The 17,961-nt window shown below is 41.9% G+C and carries 20 protein-coding genes and 1 pseudogene; 16 read left to right on the top strand and 5 right to left on the bottom strand.

Annotation, left to right across the window (positions count from 1 at the left end):
- Positions 1-121 precede the first annotated feature (121 nt).
- Both HC660_RS10570 and HC660_RS10565 read left to right on the top strand, forming a co-directional pair.
- A complete protein-coding gene (locus tag HC660_RS10570) occupies positions 122-1,033 on the top strand; it encodes a ring-cleaving dioxygenase (protein ID WP_168748064.1) in 912 nt (303 codons plus the stop codon).
- A 12-nt stretch (positions 1,034-1,045) separates the two neighbouring features.
- A complete protein-coding gene (locus tag HC660_RS10565) occupies positions 1,046-1,648 on the top strand; it encodes an alpha/beta hydrolase (RefSeq protein ID WP_168748063.1) in 603 nt (200 codons plus the stop codon).
- 45 nt (positions 1,649-1,693) lie between these two features.
- Here HC660_RS10565 and HC660_RS10560 read toward each other — a convergent pair whose 3' ends face one another.
- On the bottom strand, positions 1,694-2,302 hold the full coding sequence (locus HC660_RS10560; protein WP_010334602.1) for a nitroreductase family protein: 609 nt from the start codon (positions 2,300-2,302) through the stop codon (positions 1,694-1,696).
- 129 nt (positions 2,303-2,431) lie between these two features.
- Here HC660_RS10560 and yodB point away from each other — a divergent pair, with 129 nt between their 5' ends.
- Complete coding sequence (yodB, locus tag HC660_RS10555; protein ID WP_168748062.1) at positions 2,432-2,770, top strand: transcriptional regulator YodB; 339 nt, start codon at positions 2,432-2,434, stop codon at positions 2,768-2,770.
- A 169-nt stretch (positions 2,771-2,939) separates the two neighbouring features.
- Entirely contained in the window at positions 2,940-3,206 is a 267-nt protein-coding gene (locus HC660_RS10550; RefSeq protein ID WP_010334599.1) for a hypothetical protein, read from the top strand.
- A 91-nt stretch (positions 3,207-3,297) separates the two neighbouring features.
- Here the strand turns inward: HC660_RS10550 and HC660_RS10545 are convergent, their stop codons facing one another.
- The gene (locus HC660_RS10545) at positions 3,298-3,687 is read right to left on the bottom strand and encodes a tautomerase family protein (RefSeq protein WP_168748061.1); all 390 of its coding nucleotides are present in this window, start codon (positions 3,685-3,687) and stop codon (positions 3,298-3,300) included.
- Positions 3,688-4,020: 333 nt separating this feature from the next.
- On the opposite strand from HC660_RS10545, the pseudogene HC660_RS10540 reads away from it, so the two are divergent.
- Together HC660_RS10540 and HC660_RS10535 are read left to right on the top strand one after the other, a co-directional pair.
- Positions 4,021-4,674 (top strand): annotated as a pseudogene (locus tag HC660_RS10540) (GntT/GntP/DsdX family permease).
- Positions 4,675-4,778: 104 nt separating this feature from the next.
- Positions 4,779-5,009 (top strand): hypothetical protein, encoded by a 231-nt coding sequence (locus tag HC660_RS10535; RefSeq protein WP_010334597.1) that lies wholly within the window; start codon positions 4,779-4,781, stop codon positions 5,007-5,009.
- A 32-nt stretch (positions 5,010-5,041) separates the two neighbouring features.
- On the opposite strand, the gene HC660_RS10530 is transcribed toward HC660_RS10535, so the two are convergent.
- Positions 5,042-5,497 carry an Hsp20/alpha crystallin family protein gene (locus HC660_RS10530; RefSeq protein WP_168748060.1) on the bottom strand — a complete coding sequence of 152 codons (456 nt, stop codon included), beginning with the start codon at positions 5,495-5,497 and terminating at the stop codon, positions 5,042-5,044.
- A 99-nt stretch (positions 5,498-5,596) separates the two neighbouring features.
- Between HC660_RS10530 and rarD the strand changes: the two genes are divergently transcribed.
- From rarD to bshB2, 4 genes are all read left to right on the top strand, one after another.
- Entirely contained in the window at positions 5,597-6,493 is an 897-nt protein-coding gene (rarD, locus tag HC660_RS10525; protein ID WP_168748059.1) for an EamA family transporter RarD, read from the top strand.
- A gap of 74 nt (positions 6,494-6,567) precedes the next feature.
- The gene (locus HC660_RS10520) at positions 6,568-6,846 is read left to right on the top strand and encodes a protein YoyC (RefSeq protein WP_010334595.1); all 279 of its coding nucleotides are present in this window, start codon (positions 6,568-6,570) and stop codon (positions 6,844-6,846) included.
- A complete protein-coding gene (locus HC660_RS10515) occupies positions 6,843-7,193 on the top strand; it encodes a YojF family protein (protein WP_010334594.1) in 351 nt (116 codons plus the stop codon). Before HC660_RS10520 ends, HC660_RS10515 begins: the two co-directional genes overlap by 4 nt.
- A gap of 19 nt (positions 7,194-7,212) precedes the next feature.
- On the top strand, positions 7,213-7,878 hold the full coding sequence (gene bshB2 / locus HC660_RS10510; protein ID WP_168748058.1) for a bacillithiol biosynthesis deacetylase BshB2: 666 nt from the start codon (positions 7,213-7,215) through the stop codon (positions 7,876-7,878).
- Between the two features lie 26 nt (positions 7,879-7,904).
- On the opposite strand, the gene rsbRC is transcribed toward bshB2, so the two are convergent.
- Positions 7,905-8,753 carry an RsbT co-antagonist RsbRC gene (rsbRC, locus tag HC660_RS10505; RefSeq protein WP_168748057.1) on the bottom strand — a complete coding sequence of 283 codons (849 nt, stop codon included), beginning with the start codon at positions 8,751-8,753 and terminating at the stop codon, positions 7,905-7,907.
- Between the two features lie 14 nt (positions 8,754-8,767).
- The gene (locus HC660_RS10500) at positions 8,768-10,126 is read right to left on the bottom strand and encodes an MATE family efflux transporter (RefSeq protein ID WP_168748056.1); all 1,359 of its coding nucleotides are present in this window, start codon (positions 10,124-10,126) and stop codon (positions 8,768-8,770) included.
- Between the two features lie 275 nt (positions 10,127-10,401).
- Between HC660_RS10500 and cdaS the strand changes: the two genes are divergently transcribed.
- The 6 genes from cdaS (at position 10,402) to HC660_RS10470 (ending at position 17,750) form a co-directional block, all read left to right on the top strand.
- A complete protein-coding gene (gene cdaS / locus HC660_RS10495) occupies positions 10,402-11,016 on the top strand; it encodes a sporulation-specific diadenylate cyclase CdaS (RefSeq protein WP_010334588.1) in 615 nt (204 codons plus the stop codon).
- A 244-nt stretch (positions 11,017-11,260) separates the two neighbouring features.
- Entirely contained in the window at positions 11,261-12,478 is a 1,218-nt protein-coding gene (locus HC660_RS10490) for a macrolide family glycosyltransferase (RefSeq protein ID WP_168748055.1), read from the top strand.
- A gap of 397 nt (positions 12,479-12,875) precedes the next feature.
- Positions 12,876-14,111 (top strand): C40 family peptidase, encoded by a 1,236-nt coding sequence (locus tag HC660_RS10485; protein WP_168748054.1) that lies wholly within the window; start codon positions 12,876-12,878, stop codon positions 14,109-14,111.
- Positions 14,112-14,255: 144 nt separating this feature from the next.
- Positions 14,256-14,846, top strand: coding sequence for a superoxide dismutase family protein (locus tag HC660_RS10480; RefSeq protein WP_168748053.1), 591 nt, complete (start codon positions 14,256-14,258; stop codon positions 14,844-14,846).
- An 86-nt stretch (positions 14,847-14,932) separates the two neighbouring features.
- Positions 14,933-15,823 carry an AAA family ATPase gene (locus HC660_RS10475; protein ID WP_168748052.1) on the top strand — a complete coding sequence of 297 codons (891 nt, stop codon included), beginning with the start codon at positions 14,933-14,935 and terminating at the stop codon, positions 15,821-15,823.
- A 10-nt stretch (positions 15,824-15,833) separates the two neighbouring features.
- The gene (locus HC660_RS10470; RefSeq protein ID WP_168748051.1) at positions 15,834-17,750 is read left to right on the top strand and encodes a vWA domain-containing protein; all 1,917 of its coding nucleotides are present in this window, start codon (positions 15,834-15,836) and stop codon (positions 17,748-17,750) included.
- Positions 17,751-17,961 lie beyond the last annotated feature (211 nt).

The following is a 17,961-nucleotide window of genomic DNA, read 5'->3' as shown; positions in this document are numbered from 1 at the left end:
ATAATTATTAGAAAAAAATGATTTTTTCAATTATTTAATTAAATCACATGGTTTGCATCCTGCACAATATAGGTTTAAAATAATAAATATCTCGAAATCAAGATAATTAAGGAGTGAAGAGATGAAAACAGAAGGATTGCACCATGTCACAGCATTTGCAAGAGATCCGCAAGAAAATTTGCGATTTTATACAGAAGTGCTCGGGCTTCGGCTTGTCAAAAAAACAGTGAATTTCGATGACCCGGGAACATATCATTTTTACTTTGGGAATCAAAATGGAGATCCAGGGACCATTATTACCTTTTTCCCGTTTCAAGGAAGCGGGCAGGGGACGGTAGGGAAAGGCCAAGCCGGCCGGATTTACTTTTCAGTCCCTAAAGACTCTCTGGCTTTCTGGAAGGAACGCCTTCAAAATAATGGGCTGAATGCAGAGGAGAAAATGCTATGCGGGGAACAGGCGCTTATCTTTGATGATACGGAAGACCTTCCGTTAGCGATCATGGAAGACGGCGATAGCGAAAAAAGCGAGTGGACACCTGACGGCATTTCAGAACATGAAGCCATCACCGGGATGAAAGGCGTGCTGCTGTACTCCTATGATCCGCAAGCGACGATTCAATTGTTAGTGGAAAGCTTCGGATACAGCAAAGTGGCGGAAGAAGATCAGATCGTTAGACTCAAATCCGCAGCGGCTGTCGGAAACGTGATCGACGTTCATTTGCAGCCGGAAAAAAGAGGCGTCGGCGGTTATGGAACAGTTCATCATATAGCGTTTCGGACAACGAGTGAGGAGCAGGCCAATTGGCAGCCGGTGATTGCTGAAAAACATCTCCCTTCATCAGAAATTCTTGACAGGGAGTATTTCACATCAATTTATTTCAGGGAAAAAGGAGGCATCTTATTTGAGATCGCCACAGATGAACCAGGCTTTATGACAGATGAAACGTTTGATGAGCTGGGGACATCATTAAAGCTGCCCGAATGGCTGGAGCAACACCGCAAACAAATTACAGATCTTTTGCCTGAATTGTAGGAGGGGAACATGATGAAGCATATTTTTGAAAAAGGAACATCTGACAACGTCTTACTGCTGTTACATGGAACCGGAGGAAATGAGCATGATCTCCTTTCATTGGGACGTTTTATAGATCCGGATGCTCATTTGCTCGGTGTCAGGGGATCAGCGCTCGAAAATGGAATGCCGCGCTTTTTCAAACGCCTCAGCGAAGGTGTATTTGATGAAAAGGATCTCGTTGAGCGGACAAAAGAATTAAAAGATTTTATCGACGAGGCGGCACAAACGCATCAATTTGACCGGAGCCGAGTGATTGCAGTCGGCTACTCAAACGGTGCAAATATCGCGGCAAGCCTGCTTTTTCACTATGCGGATGTTTTAAAGGGGGCTATTCTGCATCATCCTATGGTGCCGATCCGGGGGCTTGAGCTTCCCGATATGACAGGGCTTCCTGTTTTCATTGGGGCCGGGAAATATGATCCGCTCTGCACAAAGGAAGAATCGGAAGAGCTTCACCGCTGTTTGCTTGACAGCGGGGCATCTGCTTCAGTTTTTTGGCAGGATGGGGGCCATCAGCTCACACAGCATGAAGCTGAACAGGCTCGCCAATGGTACAAAGATACGTTTCAATAAAAAAACCTTAGTCCGTGTTTATCCGGACTAAGGTTTTTCTTAGATTTACAGCCAAGTTGACACTTTTGTTAGAGGCAAGCGGTTGCTTTGATGTGCAGGTTTCACTGCTTTACCGATAGAAATAAGCATAACCGGAACATAGCGCTCGCTGATATCAAATTCCTTTTGGAACTGCTCCTTATTAAATCCTCCGATTGCGCAGGTGTCATAGCCTTTCGCTTTTGCGGCAATCATAAGCTGCATAGCAGCCAATGAAGCATTTAAGAAAGCAGAATCGCGTGCGAACTGTTCACTTTGGTAAGCACCGTTAATTTGGCCCAGCAGCGTTTGTTTGATTTCGTCCGTGATGAAACCTTGGTTTGCCAATTCAGCGTAAACGTCTTCACCGTTTTCATTCGCTTTTAGATCGCCTAAAATGGCAACAACAGCAGATGATTCAACAATTTGCTTTTGGTTATATGCTACAGGCAGAAGAGCCGCTTTTGATTCATCGCTGTGGAATACTGTAAAATGCCAGTGCTGCAGGTTCCATGCAGAAGGCGCTTTAGTCGCGAGCTCCAAAAGTTCAGTCAGTTCCTCTTTAGAGATCGGGGCATTCGTATCATATTCCTTAACAGATGCCCGTGCTTGCAAAATGTCCAGAGTATCAGTCATAATGTTTCCTCCTTCGGGTAAACGTGGTATGATAATAGAAAAGTTAGAAGCTTACTAAATGTAACTTGAAAGATCATTTTAATGGATCAGTGAATACTTGTCAAACAATAGATGAAGGGATGAAGACTAGTGGGAAATACAATGTGCCCTAAAATGGAGTCAGCTTTCTCATTGCTGGGAAAACGATGGAACGGTCTGATCATCCATGTACTAATGGATGGGCCGAAACGATTTAAAGAGATAACGGAAACCATACCGATGATCAGCCAAAAAATGCTGGCAGAGCGCCTTAAAGAGCTAGAGCAAAACGAAATTGTAGAACGCCGGGTTCTTCCCGAGACACCGGTAAAAGTGATCTACACGCTGACTGAAAAAGGAACAGCGCTGGAAGCTGTATTTCAAGAAATGCAAGCGTGGGCCGATCAATTTTGTGAGCCTGGTGTCACAGTATGCGAAGAAGAGAAATAATGGAAGGGAACAGAAAAGGGTTTGTTTCAGTGAGAAAGTCATGTAAGTGGGTCATGCCGTTTACATGACTTTTTATTTTAGGCCATGATGTGTATCAGCTTTTATTTTACATGGATAAAAAGAGATGTTAGGATGAATTCAACATACATAAATAGGAAGGGGTCCTTCCTTGAAAAAGTTACTAACAGCTATCCTGTTGTTAATGGGAATCATCATTTATCTTGTTGTTCAAATCAGCAAACCGGAACTCTATCTGCCTGAATTTTATATTTACGATCAAAACCCTGTCAGCTTTCATTGGAATTACATAGGCATTGAAACTGGATATAAAAAGGGAGACCCTAATTCTATCCACCAAATCTGGATCACTCCGTTATATTTTGTTTTGCTGGCTGTTTTCATTCTGGTTATTTCAGCTTTTCTGAAAAAGAAATAATAAAAGAGAGGTCTTGAATAAGGATCTCTCTTTTTTATTTCATTGACTGGCCATTTTCTAAGTGTAAAGCAGATGAATACGTTTCACCATTTTATAACTTGCCATTCAAAAACTGTGCTTCGCCGAGCCCGAAACTCCAATCAGCATCACCGTTTTCTGTAATGGAAACCATGAGGTCTTCCGGGGAAATACCGCATTCTGCTTCTAGTTTTTCAGCCAGCAAGGCATATAATTTTTCTTTTTGGCTCTTTGTTCTTGTTTTACTTGTAATGCTGATGACGATCAAATCCTTGCTTCTATGAAACCCTAGTCCGGTATCGTGAATCACGAGCTCATTCTCGGGATGCTGGTGGACAATTTGATATCGGTCACTCTCCGGCACGCCAAATGCTTCTACCATTGCTTGATGAGCAGTGTCTAATAGTGCTTGTAATGCTTTTTGATCACGGCCTTCTATTAGATCGAAACGTAATAATGGCATTTGAATACCTCCTTTTGAGACACAGATTTTATCAGCCTTGTTAACACATTGTTTTGTTATCGGAGCCAATTGATAGCTAAAAATTTGCTGGCTTGATAAAAAACATAACATATAACCAATAATTGATCAATATATAACCATAATATTATCTGACAGCCTATAAAATCATAAATATTATTGACAATAGTTGATTAGAAGATTAGTGTGAAAATACTAGTTGATCAAAAGATGACAATCATATCGCCAAGGATTTTATTTCGGCAAAAAACGAAAACGCTTTCTGATAAGCATCCTGTGCTATATCAGAAAACAAAAATGCAATGGAGGTTAGTCATGCCGATTTTTATCGTTGCAACCGGGGTTCTTATTATGTTATTTCTGATCATTAAAATGAAATTACATACGTTTGTATCTCTTATTGTCGTTTCATTTCTAGTGGCGATCGGCCTGGGAATGGATCTAAGCAAAATCGTACCTTCTATAAAAGCGGGAATCGGCGGTCAGTTGGGACATTTAGCTTTAGTATTTGGGTTTGTTGCAATGCTTGGGAGACTTGTCTCAGACGCGGGAGGCGGTTATCGGATAGCCATTACACTGATTGACAAATTCGGAAGGAAAAGAATACAGACAGCTGTGGTTATTGCCTCATTTATTATTGGCATTGCTCTGTTTTTTGAAGTCGGCCTTGTTCTATTGATTCCTATTGTTTATGCCATAGCGATAGAATTAAAGGTGCCTTTACTCTATTTGGGAATCCCGATGGCTGCTCCGCTTATGGCGGACAGCAGTGTGAATCCGGGATTGATGGTGCTTGCGACCGGTGCGGGAAGCGTGATCGCATGTCACGTAAATGACGCAGTGTTTTGGATGATAAAGGAATTTTTCGGCTTGAGCACGAAGGAAACGTTTCAAACATGAACACTGCTTTCAACGGTCCTCTCGGTAACAGGGCGGGGCTGTGTTTTATTGGCTGGATTATTTTTGTAACAATGCTATCAATAAAAATTAATGTAACAATAGCCTCTAGCCCAATCGTTTTTCTTCCTGGATGAATACCTTACATATAGGCAGACATAAAGGAGGAAAAAGTCATGTACCCTCAACACTCGTATCTTCGCGGGAACCCAGGTCCGGCCGGATACCCGGAACGAAACCCTTTTTTGTTTGGCGCTCCTTTAGTCGGCGGTTTATTAGGCGGTTTTCTTGGGAGTGCTCTTTTTAATTATCCGCGTCCCTATGCGTATCCGCCTGTTCCCTACGGTTACGGAGGTGCACCATACGGTCCAGTGCCGTATGGCGGAGGTTATCCCGGTTTCTATTAGCAAAAACGGCCTGCACAGAAGCAGGCCGTTTTTTATCGCATTATTTCTACCTCGGACATATTGTAGTCCTGCTGTTTATGAAACATGACTTCCAACTGGCCGTCTTTATAAACGGCTTTCGTCCCTTTCCGCTTGACAAGACACGGAAGATTTACTTTTTTAGGATGGATCGAACCTGGGAAATGTTCTATCAGTAATCTGTGAGATGTATGTTTAATTTTAAGCTGTTCCAGCTGGCTTTCGGTTACTGCAACCTTTACAAACACATGGTCTGCTGTTTCGAATATATCTATATCAGGTTCGGTGCGCTGTGTTTTTTCTTTAGTCGGGAGGGGATCGCGAAATGGAAATTGAGCCGCGGAATCACTTCCGAACACACTTTCCATTACACTGTTTACATAATGCTCAACCTCTTTTGGATCAGCCTTTTTTAATGCTTCCTTGGAAAATTGATTGTGGAAAGGAAAGTATTTGTTCCACTCAAACATCTTCGTCACACCCTTTCTTCACGGACAAAATAGTATATGTCTGCTCGATCTTTCACGTGATATAATATAAGATGCTCTAAAGAAAGGCAGGGACAAAATATGCATCATTCAGAAACAAAAAAAGGCGTTCTTTACACAGCCGTTTCCTTTACCATGTGGGGGCTGTTTCCGCTCTATTGGAAGCTTCTTGAACAGCTGCCTGCACTTGATATTTTAGCTCACCGTATCATTTGGTCTTTTGTTTTTATGTGTATCGTGCTATTTTTCTTTCGTCAATGGAAAATGGGATGGCATGAGCTGCGGTCTTTAAAAAAGAACGGAGGCATACTATCCTTATTTCTCGCTTCAATCCTTATTTCGATTAACTGGTTTGTATACATATGGGCTGTCAATCATGGATTTCTGCTTGAAGCAAGCCTTGGCTACTACATAAATCCGCTTGTGTCAGTTCTTCTCGGCATTTTGTTTTTAAAGGAAAAGCTGAATCGCCTTCAATTGGTTGCTGTTTCGATTGCGGCAGCCGGTGTAATTATTTCTGCGTTTCAATACGGATCCATTCCGTATATCGCGCTGCTGCTTGCATTCAGCTTCGGCTTATACGGGTTTACCAAAAAAAGAACAAGTCTTTCAAGCGCTATCGGTTTAACGCTGGAGACATTCATGATTATGCCGATTGCATTGGGGTATTTGCTGCTTAGCGGCCATATTCAGCCTGCGGGTGCAGAAAGCGGCGGGGCATGGGTGCTTCTCTTTTTTGCCGGTGTGTTTACCGCGCTGCCGCTTTTATTGTTTGCTGAAGGGGCGAAGCGGCTGCCGCTGTATCAAGTCGGTATATTACAATATATTGCACCGACCATCACCTTGCTGATCGGGCTGTTCGTTTATCATGAGCCATTTTCAAGCTCGAAGGCATTTACTTTTGCCTGTATATGGGCTGCTTTAGTCTTGTTTACGTTTTCACAAGTAAAATGGAAACGGGCATCAAAAAGCCATTGAGCCTTTGGCTTTTCAGTTTGCCTATATATTATGTATAATCATTTCATGTATGTAAGACATAAAGGAGCAGGACGATGGACAATGATATAGAAATAGGAAAAGCATACGCCTCGCTATGGAACAGCCGCTCTTTCTCAAATGAAGATGAAGAAGCGATTACAGAGGCAATTGATCTTGAGCTTTTGGATAAGAGAACACATCCGAGACTCCGTAAATCTATGCTGGAAAAATATTATGCCGCTATACAGCGCATTGTGAATTCACAGCTGGAACCGGCTGTCAAATATCAACTGGTCAAATTACATACAGAACGCGTACAGTATTTAAAAGAAGAAAGAGGGGAGCAATTATGAAAGCAATCATAAAAGAAGATGTGCAAGCATCTTTAGAACGATATGCGGACCGCCCTGTATATATCCATTTAGAAACCACAACCGGTTCTTACTCGGCACATTTAAATGAAAAAAACATGACGGTTGTTGCTTATATACGCAATGCAAAAGTAACCTATCATCAAGCTAAAATCAAAGGGAGCGGGCCTTACAGGGTCGGCTTAAAAACAGAAGAAGGCTGGATTTATGCTGAAGGCCTGACTGAGTATACAGTTGATGAAGAAAACCGCTTATTAATGGCAGGACACTTGCCGGGCGGGAAACTTGCTATTTCACTTCAAATCAGTGAAAAACCGTTCACAGTTTAAAGAAAAGGGTGAAAAAATGATGAAAGAACACGTGCTTGTAATCCTGCCTCACCCTGATGACGAATCATACGGTGTGGCGGGTCTGATAGCTTTAAACAGAAAAAAAGAGGTGCCCGTTACATATGCTTGCGCTACGTTAGGCGAAATGGGCAGAAATATGGGAGATCCATTTTTTGCTAACCGGGAAACCTTGCCATTATTAAGAAAACAAGAGCTTATCAACGCCTGCAAAGCAATGGATATCAATGACCTGCGGATGCTTGGGCTTCGTGACAAAACGCTTGAGTTTGAAGATGATGAATATTTAGCTGATATCATGGAAGAAATCATAGATGATGTAAAACCAAGCTTAATTGTCACATTTTATCCGGGACATGGCGTGCACCCTGACCATGATGCATGCGGGGAAGCGGTCATCCGGGCATTGTACCGCAAAAAGAAAGAAGACCGTCCGCGCACACTATGCATGGCTATTACACGCAATAGAGAAGAGGTGCTTGGTGAAGCAGACGTCGTACTTGATATCAAAGAAGTAGCAGATATTAAAATGAACGCGTTAAGAGCTCATCGCACCCAGACGGAAGGTATGCTTCGCGAGCTTGAGGAAAAACTGAAAAACAATGAACCTGTTATGGCAACATGGTTTGAAGAAGAAGTGTATTGGACATATCAATGGGATGATTAAAAAAAGGTATAAGGTCTATAGGGACCTTATACCTTTTTTAATTTCAAGTCGGATGCAATTGCTGACGCAAGGGTAGATCTCAGTGAGATGTCCTCAAAAGACAAACCGAGCTGAACCGCTGTTTGCGCAATTTCCGGTCGGATCCCCGACAATGTGGATGAAACGCCAATTAAACGCAACGCCTCAATCAGACTGAAAAGCTGGTGGGCAACCATGGTATCAATGACCGCTACCCCGGACAAGTCAATGTAAAGCTGCGTCACCTTTTTTTTCGCACATTGATTCAAGGTATTTTCCATGATCAATTTAGCACGGACGGTATCAATATCTCCGATTAACGGAAGCAGTCCCACACTGTGGAACAGCACGATCACCGGTGCGCTCAATTCAGTGATCATATCCTTTTGGGCCTGAAGCTGAAGGCTTGTGTTTTTGTACATTTCTTCTATAAAAATATGAATTACAAGATCAAACGCCTTAATAAGAGTGTGATACAAATCCTCGGCTTCTTCGCTTTTCACGGTATCCTGATTGATATGAACAAATTCCTTCACATAGGAAACAAACAAGTCTCTTACTCTGACAAACTCACGAATAATATAGTGGATAGGCGTTTTTAAATGCTCTTGATCCTGAGTGACTTCAAAAGCCCAGGCTTTTAGAATGGGTAAGTATACCTCTTCTTCATCTATAAAGATACGGCTGATCTTATAATTGAAAGCAAGGTTCTGGCTCTTTAAATTTCTAATGACGGCTGGGTCTGTTGATGCATAGATTGAATTTGGGTCAGTTTCCTCGATTGTTTCATACCATGCTGAACTTATTTCTTCCGCATGCTGAGACAGATACTCATATAATTTCTGATTTTGTGCCATGCATATCACCTCTTTTAAAATTCCTGTTTCAATAAATAACGTTTTTGCAGTTTAACCAGCCTGAAAAACAGACCGACTGCTCCTGCCGCTAGCCCTGCAATTAACCCGATCCAATAACCGTACGCGCCAAGTCCTGTAAACGTGCCGACCGCATATCCGACAGGAAGGCCGATAACCCAATAAGAAATAAAAGCCGCTGCAAGTGTATAATTGACATCTTTATATCCTCTGAGGGCGCCCTGAATAGGTGCTGCCACTGCGTCGGAAAGCTGAAAAAACAGCGCGTAAATTAAAAAGTGCTGCGTGAGCCGGAGGACATCCGGATCAGAAGTGTACATGCCTGCGATTTGCTCTCTGAATAAAAGGATACAGGCAGCTGTTAACAAAGAAAAGCCTACCGCCATCATGATGCCGATAAAGCTGTAAGAGCGAGCGTCTTTAAAACGAGCTGCTCCGGCCTCAAACCCGACAACTATCGTTAAAGCCATGGACACGCTGAGCGGCAGCATATATAAAAGTGACGCAAAGTTCATGGCGGCCTGATGGGACGCGATGGTCACTGTATTAAAATGGCTCATCAGCAAAGTGACAGCCGCGAAGATGCTCGTTTCAAAAAACACGGCAAACCCGATAGGCAATCCGATTTTTAGCATATTTTTGCACGCTTCCCAAGAGAACTTATACATGGTAAGGAAAATGCCATATCCAGAAAACGGCGCTGCTTTACGAATGATGATAAAACTGATGATACAGATGCACCAATACGTAAGCGCTGATGCAAGCCCGGCGCCGACTCCGCCAAGGGCAGGCATGCCGAATTTCCCGAAAATAAATACGTAGTTTAACACAAAATTTATCGGCAGTGAACATAGTGTAATCATCATGGTGACTCGTGTTTTTCCTAATGAATCAATGAACGATCTCAAAACGGTGTAAACAAATAAAGGAAAAATCCCCAAAGATAAAAAACCTAAAAAGTGCTTCGCAATGTCATGTACGTGAGCCTCAAGGTTCAATCGGGATAGAACAGGATCAACTATTCCATATCCAGCCGCTAAAACGGCGATGCTTAGAAGCGCGGCCACATATACTGCCTGTAAGACAGTAAAGGGTATTTGTTTGGTATTCTCAGCGCCTAATAGCTGCGCGACGATTGGGGTGACTGCCATTAATATCCCCGCCAGTCCAGTATAGACAGGCGTCCAAAGACTTGATCCAATGGCCACACCGGCTAAATCGGCGGCGCTGACTTTCCCTGACATCACCGTATCTAAAAAGGTTATGAGAGAAAGGCCCGCCTGAGTGATTAAAATCGGAATTAAAATGTGCAAAAGCTGTTTTACCTTTTGTCCGGCGTTTTTTGTTTCTTTCATACATTGATCCCCGTTTCTTTATCATAACGAGAGAAATTATAACATTTTATGTATAAAAAGCAATGAACGCCTGGCCTATTCTTTTTTTGTCGGTTTCGTTTTTCTAAACATTTGGGCATAAATAAAAGAAAGCGAAATAACGCCTAAAAAGGTGCAGATATACTGAATGATTCTTTCCATTTCCATTCTTTACATACCTCCTTTACCAATAGAATGTGCATCAATAAGATAAGCATGCGTGCAAAGTTGAAAATATGAAAAGGAGATGAAGGCCCATGCATTACGAACAGATGACAGAAAGTGTATTCACGGCAAAGATACAATCGCATTTAGAACAGATATTAGGGGATGCTTCTCTTATTTTGAAAACGCTTCATGAAAAAGATCAATGCCTCCTTTGTGAATTGGATGATTTGGGACGTATTTTTCAGAATATGCATGGCATCGCCTCATCCTTTTATTTGCAATCATACATTGAACAATTTACACCGTCATTTGTGGAACTGGCCAAGGCGATTAAAAATTTATCGGAAAATAAGCATGGCGCGTTAATTGTCATTGAAAGGACAGACTCGGTTGACAAGTTTATTCAAAAAGGAACATCGCTTCATGCAGAAATCAGTGCTTCATTAATTGAAAGCATCTTTTTTCCGGGAAATCCTCTTCATGACGGCGCTTTATTAGTGAGGGAAAATACACTCGTCTCAGCAGGAAACGTTCTCCCGCTGACGACCCAAGAAGTGGATACTCATCTGGGAACCAGACACCGGGCAGCTTTGGGGATGTCTGGATATACAGATGCGCTTGTACTGGTTGTTTCTGAGGAAACAGGCAAGATGTCGTTTGCGAAGGATGGCGTGTTATACCCGCTCATCTCGCCGAGAACATAAAAATAAACAAAAGGACCCGAACTGCTTTTGTCTCATGAGACAAAAAGACTGAAATAGAACCCTTTTTCAAAAGCATTCATGCCATACTGAATGCTTTTTTTCTTGAAAATAGAAAGTCGGGAAATGTAATCTGGTATAAAAGTTATATAAGATTAATATTAATTAAGTTAAATACTTTACCTGATTTTGTATTTATAGTACTGTATAAAATATTACATAAATTTTAATGAAAGGGCGTGGCCGCATGGCTAATGTATTAATGATCGGTTTTCCGGGAGAGGGCCATATTAATCCGTCTATCGGTGTAATGAAGGAACTGAAATCAAGAGGAGAAAACATTACTTACTATGCAGTAAAGGAATACGAAGAAAAAATCACCGCGCTTGATATTGAATTTCGTGAATATAACGATTTTAGAGAAGATTATTTCGGAAAAAACGCAACTGGTAATGAGGAAAGAGATTTTGCCGAAATGATATGTGCCTTTTTAAAAGCGTGTAAGGACATCGCCACCCATATTTATAATGAAGTCAAAAACGAATCATATGATTATGTCATATATGATCACCATTTCTTGGCCGGTAAAATCATTGCCAATCTGCTGAAGCTGCCGAGATTTTCATTATGTACGACTTTTGCGATGAATGAGGATTTTTTAAAGGAAATGATGGATACATTCAATAGCAGCCCATTTGAAGACTCACCTTATTTCGAATCCTATCAGCAGCTCGCAGAAACCTTAAATTCCGAGTTTCAAGCGGAAATTACCAAGCCGTTTGACGTTTTTTCGTCCGATGGAGATTTGACGATCGTCTTTACGTCAAGAGAATTTCAGCCAATGGCAGAGCAATTCGGAGAAAACTATGTTTTTGTTGGTCCTTCAATTGCAAAAAGAGCCAAAAGCAATGACTTTCCATTCGATCAAATGAACAATGAAAACGTGCTGTTTATTTCTATGGGAACTATTTTTAATAATCAAAAAGAGTTTTTCAATCAATGTCTTGAGGTATGCAAAGACTTTGACGGAAAAGTTGTGCTGTCCATTGGGAAGCATGTTAAACAAAGTGAGTTAAACGATATTCCGCATAATTTTATTGTGCGCCCGTATGTGCCTCAGCTTGAAATCCTGAAAAGAGCCAGTTTGTTTGTCACCCACGGCGGAATGAACAGCACAAGCGAAGGCTTGTATTTTGAAACACCGCTCATTGTCATTCCGATGGGAGCCGATCAATTCGCTGTCGGAAAACAGGTGGAGCAAGTAGGTGCTGGGAAAGTGCTGAAAAAAGAACAGTTGTCTGAAAGCCTTCTGAAAGAAACCATTCAAGAAGTGATCAGCAATCCTATCTATGCCAAGAAAGCAAAAGCAATTGGCCAGTCACTGAAAGCGGCAGGCGGTGCTGAAAAAGCTGCCGTCAGCATTCTTGCATATGTTAAACACAATACTCAATCAGCTAATGCATAATGGATTCAGCTTGTTCATTTGAAATGGACAGGCTTTTAACTGTTTAGAAAAGCTGGGCAGTGTTGCAATCAGAAGAAGGGATTTGACACTTTGATAGAGAATTGAAAGAAAAACAGACAGAAAAGGAGGAAAATCTGCTTCTTTCATCAACATAAACCAATCATTTTACCCCCGCTTAAATAGTTCCTTAGACTTTCGATAAACCTATCCAAATTATGTAAAATATTAGGTGTTTATCTAGAGGTTTAAGGTCGAACCAAGCTACATTTGCTGCCGGATCTATAAAAATTTGTTTATAACGCTAAAAAAGTGACGATATAACGTATGTGTGCCATTTTTGGAAACGGAATACTAATTCTTTCTGTTTGTGTCATAAAAAGTTTAGGAGGTTGCATGAATGAAAAAGAAGATCGTAGCCAGTTTGGCTGTTTCCGCAGTTGTTGGGTCATCGATGGCAGCAGCACCCGCGGATGCAAAAACGATAAAGGTGAAAAGCGGTGACTCTCTTTGGAAACTTTCGCGCCAGTATCATACGAGTATTTCTGCATTGAAATCCGAAAACAAATTGAAATCGTCAATGCTTTATGTCGGACAAAGTCTTAAAGTTCCAGAAAGCAGCAAAAAAAGCAAAACATCCTCATCAAACTCAAACAAAACGTCAACATACACCGTGGCATATGGTGATTCTTTATGGATGATTGCCAAAAATCATAAAATGAGTGTTTCAGAGCTTAAAAGCTTAAACAGCCTGAACAGTGATTTGATTCGTCCCGGCCAAAAACTGAGAATTAAAGGGACAAGCAGTTCAAACGGTTCGAATGGACCGAAAAAAAGCAACGGTTCAAATTCTACAGGTCCATCAAAAAGTACATATACTGTAAAGCTTGGTGATTCTCTGTGGAAAATCGCAAACAGTTTAAATATGACGGTTGCCGAATTGAAAACCTTAAATGGCTTAACATCAGATACACTTTACCCTAAGCAAGTATTAAAAATAAAAAAAGGCAGCTCATCCAATAGCGGTAGCAGCGGTTCAAAAAAGCCGTCAAACTCAAATTCTTCAACAACAACTACATACAAAGTGAAATCAGGTGATTCGTTATGGAAGATTGCGAATCAGCTGGGCGTCACTGTGCAAAGTATTCGTGATAGAAACAATTTGTCTAGCGATGTTCTGCGAATCGGGCAGATTCTCACAATTTCAGGAACGACTAAATCAAATAATTCCAATAAGAATGTCCCGAAAGACAAATCAGGATCAAACGTTCAAATAGGAACAAAGATTGACAGAATGATAACGGAGGCAAAAAAATATGTCGGTGTTCCGTATCGCTGGGGAGGAAATACGCCTTCCGGTTTCGATTGCAGCGGCTATATTTATTACCTCATTAATAAAGTATCATCTATTTCAAGGCTGAGCACGGCAGGGTACTGGAATGTGATGCAAAAAGTCAGCCAGCCGTCAGTCGGTGACTTTGTTTTCTTTACTACGTATAAATCCGGACCGTCTCACATGGGGATTTACTTGGGCGGCGGCAATTTTATTCATGCAAGCTCCGACGGTGTGGGCATTTCCAATCTCAGCAATTCGTATTGGAAACAGCGCTACTTAGGAGCACGAAGCTATTTTTAAACTTTGAGCATGGACATTAGACAGACGGGGCGTTTGGGCAGGACGTCCTGCTGCCCTAATGTAAAAGCCTTTTAAAAGGCTTTTTTTTAGTTTATATCGGAATATGATTGACCACACTGTTAGAAAAAACAAGGGGGAGACAGCATGAATCGTTTCTTGCTCCTTATCGTGGTGGCGGCATTGGGTCTTGCAGGATGCAGTCAGGAAACACCGCCTGACCATCCGCGGCGGGTACCGGATAAAAAGGTGATAGAAACGTCAGCGTTTAGTCATCAGATCCAGCTGGTCAATAGAGAAGGCAAAAAAGTCGGGTTTATTGAAATAAAAGAATCAGAAGACGAAGGGCTCGATTTTCACATCTCAGCACACAGCCTGACACCCGGAGCTTCACTCGGTTTTCATATTTATGAAAAAGGATCATGTGTCAGGCCGGATTTTGAATCTGCGGGCGGACCCTTTAATCCGCTGAACAAAGAACACGGCTTCAATAATCCGATGGGACATCATGCCGGAGATCTTCCGAATCTTGAAGTCGGTGCTGACGGGAAAGTAGATGTTATTATGAATGCGCCTGAAACCTCTTTACAAAAAGGAAGCAAATTGAATATTCTCGACCACGATGGCAGCGCGTTTGTTATTCACGAACAGGCTGACGACTATCTGACGAATCCGAGCGGAAATTCAGGAGCGCGAATTGTGTGCGGAGCGCTTTCTGGCAATAACGAGAAACAGTAATATAGCGGGAGCCCTTTGTATTGAGCATACAGGGGCTTTTTTAGTATACTCGTTAATGGAATACGAATAGGAAAGGAAACCTGTCTATGACATCTCAATTGCAGCACTTAACATTGCCGGAAGATATACAAAATAAGCTTTTATCATATAAAAGCCAGCCGATTTCTCCAGAATTTCAATCACTTATCGGGGCATCAGGCTATGAGGCGGAGGATGAAGCCATTTTATTCGATGCCATTATCGCATTGGCGATGGGAAAAAATATCCTGTTAAAAGGGCCTACAGGCTCAGGTAAAACTAAGCTGGCGGAAACATTGTCCAGTTATTTTCATAAACCAATGCACAGTGTCAACTGCTCAGTTGATTTGGATGCTGAAGCACTGGTTGGCTATAAAACCATTGAAAATCAATCTGGCCAGGCAACGATCGAGTTTGTCTCGGGGCCTGTGACAACAGCCATGAATGAAGGCCACTTTCTTTATATAGACGAAATCAATATGGCAAAGCCGGAAACCCTGCCCATCTTAAATGGTGTATTGGACTATAGAAAAATGATGACAAATCCGTTTACAGGAGAAGTCGTTCGGGCAAAAGAAGGGTTTGGAGTCATTGCTGCTATCAATGAAGGCTACGTTGGAACCGTACCGCTGAATGAAGCGCTTAAAAACCGTTTTGTCATTATTGATGTGCCATATATTAAAGGCGAACTGCTGAAACAAGTACTCATGTCTCAGTCTGCTCTTCATGATGAGAAATTAATTGACCGGTTTATCACGCTGTCTTCTGATTTGATCGTTCAGGCCAATAACGGGCAGGTGTCTGAAGAAGCGGCATCTATCAGAGCTTTAATTGATACGTGTGATTTAGCCGCTTATATTCCGCCGCTACGGGCCATCGAACGGGGAATTGTAGAAAAGCTTGACGATGACCGTGAAAAGGCGGCGGTCCGAAATATCGCAGAAACTCTGTTTGAATGAGGGATGTGCGATGAAATTTATCAAATTTAATGACAGCACAATTGACTCGTTTTTATTTATGATGCTGACCGATTTGGCCAAAACGCTCACCAAAAGTGAGGCGGTGGAAGTGGAGTATGGCGTTCAGTCCTACTACAACCCATTTGAAAAAAAAATCTACATGAGCCACTTTTGGAAGGACAGAGCAGCTGAAGATATGGAAGCAGGTCTCAAAAGCGATGTCTACCTTCGATCGGTCGGAACTAAATACAGCTCGCTGCAAGAGTTTACGAACTTTTTGGATAATATCCATCGGCATCTTACATTCAAAAGCTTTGCCAAACAGCTGTTTATGCTGCTTGAGGACATCAGAATTGAAGAATGTATCAAACACGAGCGTCCCGGCACAAAACATGTATTTGCAAAACGAAAAGACATGTACAGAAAACATTTCTCCACACAGCTCACTTTAAATTTAGAACGAAGCATTTTTACGGATGCGCTCTTTTGCGCCATGTATACCAAGCTGACGGCGGAATCGCCTCTGGAAACCATCCCGTCTATGCGTGATGATATTGATCTGATGCGACCGTTTATTGAACAGCAGCTCTTGCGTGTGTATGAAGCTGACTCTACACGCCACGTTCTGAAAATTGTCGAAGACATCATGGACGGACTTGAAGAGGTACTTGATAAAGACATGCTGAATACCTACTTCTTTTTGCCTGAGTTAGATTACGCTAAAGCCGCAGAGCAGCCGTTATTTGAAGAAGAGAAAAAAGCGCCGAAGCTGAGTGATGACGTAACGCTTCCGAAAAAATCAGACGGCGATGAAGATATTCACGATGAAGAAATGCCGACTTGGCACCGTGAAACAGAAGCGCCGTCTAAAAGCTTCCTTCAATTTGATATTGAACACGGCGCAAAATCCGATTTAGGAAAAGATGCTTCTCGTGAAGGGGACGATGGAGACCAAGCTCTCGGCTCTGTTCAAGGTTCAGCTAGACAGACAAAACGAAAAGACTATTCCAAACTGGAAGCGCTAGAGTCCAAAAAAGACCAGCCGAACGGCGCGGGTCTTGCCGACGGAAAGGAAAATAAATTCGCGTTTGCGATTTATAAAGAACCGGAGCCTGCAACAAAAGATGAAGAGCTTTCTTATAAACAGCAGGCAAAATCGATCGAATCGTATCAGAAGCGTTTGAAACAGATGATTCAAAAAACGCTTGAACACAAAAAAACGCTGCCAAGGACTGACCTCCACGCGGGCCGTCTGAACAACAAGCTTCTCCGTTATTTTACGGAGCGGAATCCGCGTCTTTTTTACAAAAAACAAGAGCCTTCTTCAGAAATTGACGCTGTTTTTACATTACTGGTCGACTGTTCAGCCAGTATGTTCGACAAAATGGATGAAACGAAGCGGGGTATCGTATTGTTTCATGAAGCCTTGAAATCAGTAGCAGTTCCGCATCAAATTGTCGGCTTCTGGGAGGATACAAACGATGCGACCGAAACGAGTCAGCCGAACTATTTTAATACGGTAATTCCATTTCAGTCGTCCTTAAGACAGGCAGCGGGACCGGCGATTATGCAGCTTGAACCTGAGGAAGACAACCGTGACGGCTATGCGATCAGGCAAATGACGAAAAAAATGCTGCAGCGGAGCGAGGCGCAAAAATTCTTAATTGTGTTCTCTGACGGAGAGCCGGCCGCATTTGGTTATGAGCAAAATGGGATTGTCGATACAAGTGAAGCGGTTATAGAAGCTCGAAAAAGGGGAATAGAAGTCATAAATGTTTTTCTCTCCAACTCAGAAATTGAAGAATCACAAATGAAAACGATACAGGATATGTACGGGAAGTTCAGTATATTTGTCCCGGATGTCGATCAGCTTCCGGATGTTCTGTATCCGCTTCTTAAAAAACTTCTCCATAAAAGCATAGGATAACCCTTTATTCTATGCTTTTTGGCGTTTCTTTTTGTAAATGATTAAATTTTTTGTTTTTTATAAAGGTTTTTTACTATTTTGTGAACAATCAAGGTAGAATCAAATTGCAAACAGTGGTAAAATATCGTTGGAAGCGTTTTTATTACATAATTTTGGACACAGCGTTCGAAAGTTATTTTAAGATAGTGAATGAATCACTTGATTATCTAGG

This window comes from Bacillus mojavensis (assembly GCF_012648005.1).
Lineage (GTDB): Bacteria > Bacillota > Bacilli > Bacillales > Bacillaceae > Bacillus > Bacillus mojavensis.
Note: the sequence above shows the minus strand (reverse complement) of the source record. Positions and strands in the feature narration are given on the sequence as shown.

What these genes read in the sequence shown, in the direction of transcription:
- HC660_RS10480 (WP_168748053.1), top strand. Translation starts at nt 14,256, where the DNA reads ATGAATCGTTTCTTGCTCCTTATCGTGGTGGCGGCATTGGGTCTTGCA.
- HC660_RS10560 (WP_010334602.1), bottom strand. Translation starts at nt 2,302, where the DNA reads ATGACTGATACTCTGGACATTTTGCAAGCACGGGCATCTGTTAAGGAA.
- HC660_RS10470 (WP_168748051.1), top strand. Translation starts at nt 15,834, where the DNA reads ATGAAATTTATCAAATTTAATGACAGCACAATTGACTCGTTTTTATTT.
- HC660_RS10475 (WP_168748052.1), top strand. Translation starts at nt 14,933, where the DNA reads ATGACATCTCAATTGCAGCACTTAACATTGCCGGAAGATATACAAAAT.
- HC660_RS10565 (WP_168748063.1), top strand. Translation starts at nt 1,046, where the DNA reads ATGAAGCATATTTTTGAAAAAGGAACATCTGACAACGTCTTACTGCTG.
- HC660_RS10490 (WP_168748055.1), top strand. Translation starts at nt 11,261, where the DNA reads ATGGCTAATGTATTAATGATCGGTTTTCCGGGAGAGGGCCATATTAAT.
- bshB2 (WP_168748058.1), top strand. Translation starts at nt 7,213, where the DNA reads ATGAAAGAACACGTGCTTGTAATCCTGCCTCACCCTGATGACGAATCA.
- cdaS (WP_010334588.1), top strand. Translation starts at nt 10,402, where the DNA reads ATGCATTACGAACAGATGACAGAAAGTGTATTCACGGCAAAGATACAA.
- rsbRC (WP_168748057.1), bottom strand. Translation starts at nt 8,753, where the DNA reads ATGGCACAAAATCAGAAATTATATGAGTATCTGTCTCAGCATGCGGAA.
- HC660_RS10485 (WP_168748054.1), top strand. Translation starts at nt 12,876, where the DNA reads ATGAAAAAGAAGATCGTAGCCAGTTTGGCTGTTTCCGCAGTTGTTGGG.
- HC660_RS10530 (WP_168748060.1), bottom strand. Translation starts at nt 5,497, where the DNA reads ATGTTTGAGTGGAACAAATACTTTCCTTTCCACAATCAATTTTCCAAG.
- rarD (WP_168748059.1), top strand. Translation starts at nt 5,597, where the DNA reads ATGCATCATTCAGAAACAAAAAAAGGCGTTCTTTACACAGCCGTTTCC.
- HC660_RS10545 (WP_168748061.1), bottom strand. Translation starts at nt 3,687, where the DNA reads ATGCCATTATTACGTTTCGATCTAATAGAAGGCCGTGATCAAAAAGCA.
- HC660_RS10570 (WP_168748064.1), top strand. Translation starts at nt 122, where the DNA reads ATGAAAACAGAAGGATTGCACCATGTCACAGCATTTGCAAGAGATCCG.
- HC660_RS10515 (WP_010334594.1), top strand. Translation starts at nt 6,843, where the DNA reads ATGAAAGCAATCATAAAAGAAGATGTGCAAGCATCTTTAGAACGATAT.
- HC660_RS10500 (WP_168748056.1), bottom strand. Translation starts at nt 10,126, where the DNA reads ATGAAAGAAACAAAAAACGCCGGACAAAAGGTAAAACAGCTTTTGCAC.
- HC660_RS10520 (WP_010334595.1), top strand. Translation starts at nt 6,568, where the DNA reads ATGGACAATGATATAGAAATAGGAAAAGCATACGCCTCGCTATGGAAC.
- HC660_RS10535 (WP_010334597.1), top strand. Translation starts at nt 4,779, where the DNA reads ATGTACCCTCAACACTCGTATCTTCGCGGGAACCCAGGTCCGGCCGGA.